The organism is Vibrio genomosp. F10 str. 9ZD137, assembly GCF_049974785.1.
In the GTDB taxonomy this organism is placed as follows: domain Bacteria; phylum Pseudomonadota; class Gammaproteobacteria; order Enterobacterales; family Vibrionaceae; genus Vibrio.
On the sequence record NZ_JBNGCJ010000282.1, the window covers coordinates 1 to 3,307 of the forward strand.

Sequence of the window (3,307 nt, forward strand, 5' to 3'; positions counted from 1 at the left end):
GAAAAAGGGAATAAAACGCTGTTTTTAGAGTTATGACTCTACAAAATAGGCTCAAAAAAGGCTCTGATATGCAATCAGAGCCTAGTATGAAATAAGCACGGTTTATAGGCTAGATATCACCGACGAGGCAAGTTTTTCGGCAATTTTAGCGACGTTTTCGCCTTCCTCTCCAACCACGATTAAGCTTGCGTTGGCTAAAGGTTCAACAACGCCCGTCATGCCTTTTTGGTCAAAGACCTTACGATCGGCCTGAGATATGTTGGTGATGAACAGCGTGACTTTTCCATGTTCACCTTCAAACACCATGTGCAGTGCGTTGGAATCACCAAAACCACAGTGATTCAAATAGTAAACATGGTAAGGAAAATCGCTTTCAAACTTCATTTTAAACGGCTGCATCTTGGCATTAATTTGAAATAGACCAACTCGTTCATCAAGTGGTGAAATAAAGTCACGCTCATCAATGACATGCTTTACCGCCGTTTCAGCCAGGCTCGCCTGAGCGGGAGAAACCAGCAGATTCCCCCAGTTGAGTTGCCCAGCTAACAAGCCAAAGGCAAAAGCCACAGAGGCCGCCATGGCCATTGAACGCTTAACAAAGTTAGGCCGAATAACATTAGGTTCTTCATCTGGCTGGCTGAATAGAATTTTATCAGCGAGATCTTCAGGCACATCAACATTCATGGCCTTTAGAATCTTACTGTCTAGATCAAGAACGTCGTCTAAAAACTTAGCGTTGGCTTCGTTACTATTTATCGCGTCTATAATGTCGTGATCTCGTTGTTTAGGATCAGACATGACATGGCGGCGAAATTCTAAATCATCCATTTTGCTGCCCTCTTGTAGATTGTGATGACTCCATCATCTCTTTTAATTGGTTTCGTGCTCTGAACAGTCGTGTCATTACGGTGTTTTTATTGAGATCGAGAATGGAACCTATCTCTTCACCACTAAATCCGCCGACAACCTGTAAGAAGAGTGGTTCGCGATATTCGACATCCAATTTCATGATCAATGTTTGTACCCATTCAGATTGGTGATGAGCATCATCGCTGACGATGGCATCATTACTGTAATCATCGATGTCGACTAAATCGAACTGCTTTCGTTCAAAGCGGCGAGCATTCTCGCGCCTCAATATCGTAATGAGCCATGACTTCGCAGCTTTTTCATCTTGTAAGCTATCGAGTGATTTCCATGCTCTTAAGCAGGTCTCTTGCACCAGATCTTCTGCAATGCTTTTGTCTTTGCATAGCCAAAAGCCATATCGAAAGAGGTCACGGTGATAGGCACGTACGAGTGCTTCATATTTTCTTTGTTTGTCCATATCAGAGTTGACCGTACGTTTTGGATTTTTCTTTCCAAAGAATTCGATTATTGACACATAAGTCTCCATCCAGGGGTCATGAGCACGAAATATGAGATAAAATTGATCTACTTCAAAATCTTATACTTAATTGTGGCTATAGTACAACCTGTCATCTAGCTAACTCTATGAGTTAGTGTGTTGAGCAAGGTGACACTTCCTTTTGAAGGCTGACTTTACTTTCTCCTAATCAGGAAACTGATTTTTCAATTGGCGTTAAGTTGATTGCTTTATACATTCCAACCACACAACTTTGTGTGGTTTTTTTTTGCTTTTAATTCATTCGCTTATGTTCTTAAGTGCCTGTTTCATGGTTAACGCTCTTATTGTTCTACGTCAGTGTTTACGCAATAGGCTAGTCAATTAACTAACCCGTTTACTGTTTCATCCATTACGCAATAGCCCTCTGTATCTGGCCGTTCTCATCCCTAACGTCCAAAAACTAATCAGACTGTTCCGACTTTTAACGTGTAAAAACGGATAAATTTAATGACCAGTTCTACTTCTTATCTATGATGCTCCCTCATTTGTGGCTCCCTCAATATCGCTTAGTTCACGTTTATTCAAACGTCTGTTTGATTGTGTTAACAATTTCGTTACAATGCATCAGGTCTGACCTCTATCTTTGAATGAAGAATGTTTTGAATGGCGAATGTAAGGAGAACTAATGGGCAAGCCAAATAATATTAATAAGCAGATACTGCAAACACGTTCCGGTGAACGTATTGCTATCGTTGCGGGGCTTCGAACCCCTTTCGCTCGTCAAAGTACAGAATTTAGCCATGTACCTGCGGTTGATCTCGGAAAAATGGTGGTCAATGAGCTACTCGCACGCAGCGAAGTCCCTGCGGAACTGATCGATCAGGTGGTGTTTGGCCAGGTCGTTCAAATGCCTGAAGCCCCAAATATCGCTCGCGAGATAGTGCTGGGTACTGGGATGAACATTCATACCGATGCTTACAGTGTGACCCGCGCGTGCGCTACGAGTTTTCAATCGGCAGCCAATGTGGCCGAGAGCATTGTTTCTGGCACTATCGATATTGGTATTGCTGGGGGGGCAGATTCTTCATCGGTTCTTCCGATTGGTGTGTCGAAAAAACTGGCCGCTAACTTACTTGCGTTGAGCAAAACCAAAACCGTTGGGCAAAAGCTTAAAATCCTTAAAAACCTATCACTCAAAGATCTGGTTCCTGTACCGCCTGCCGTTGCTGAGTACTCAACGGGAATCTCTATGGGACAAACTGCCGAGCAGATGGCGAAAACGCATGGTATTTCAAGAGAAGATCAAGATGCGTTAGCGCACCGTTCCCACACACTTGCAGCAAAAGCTTGGGATGAAGGAAAGATTTCAGGTGAGGTCATGACCGCCTTCCCTGACCCGTATAAAAAGTGGATAGATAAAGACAACAACATTCGTTTAGATTCCAGTTTAGAAGGGTACGCCAAGTTACGTCCTGCGTTTGATCGTCAATACGGTTCGGTGACCGCAGCAAACAGTACACCTCTGACTGATGGTGCTGCTGCTGTCATGTTAATGAGAGAAGGCCGTGCAAAAGAGCTGGGCCTTGAAGTCATGGGTTACATTCGTTCCTATGCGTTTTCTGCCATTGGCGTTGAGAAAGACATGCTCATGGGGCCATCGTTCGCCACACCTATCGCGCTCGCAAGGGCAGGCATTGAGCTTTCTGATCTTACGTTGATTGATATGCACGAAGCGTTTGCAGCACAGGCGCTTTCTAATGTGAAGATGTTCGCCAGTGACAGTTTTGCTCAGCAGCATTTAGGCCGAGGCAAAGCGATTGGTGAGATTGATATGGATAAGTTTAACGTACTTGGCGGTTCGTTAGCGTACGGTCACCCATTTGCAGCAACGGGGGCAAGAATGATCACTCAAACACTGCGTGAATTGAAACGTCGTGGCGGCGGATTGGCGCTTAATAC

3 protein-coding genes are annotated in these 3,307 nt (G+C 44.1%); 1 reads left to right on the top strand and 2 read right to left on the bottom strand.

Features of this window, described 5'->3' with window-relative positions:
- Nucleotides 1-102 precede the first annotated feature (102 nt).
- Together ACP45E_RS04820 and ACP45E_RS04825 are read right to left on the bottom strand one after the other, a co-directional pair.
- Nucleotides 103-828 carry a DUF3379 domain-containing protein gene (locus tag ACP45E_RS04820; protein ID WP_017038084.1) on the bottom strand — a complete coding sequence of 242 codons (726 nt, stop codon included), beginning with the start codon at nucleotides 826-828 and terminating at the stop codon, nucleotides 103-105.
- Complete coding sequence (locus tag ACP45E_RS04825; RefSeq protein WP_139152169.1) at nucleotides 821-1,396, bottom strand: sigma-70 family RNA polymerase sigma factor; 576 nt, start codon at nucleotides 1,394-1,396, stop codon at nucleotides 821-823. Before ACP45E_RS04825 ends, ACP45E_RS04820 begins: the two co-directional genes overlap by 8 nt.
- Nucleotides 1,397-2,033: 637 nt before the next feature.
- Between ACP45E_RS04825 and fadI the strand changes: the two genes are divergently transcribed.
- A partial coding sequence (gene fadI / locus ACP45E_RS04830; RefSeq protein WP_426510670.1) for an acetyl-CoA C-acyltransferase FadI occupies nucleotides 2,034-3,307 on the top strand: 1,274 nt, incomplete at its 3' end.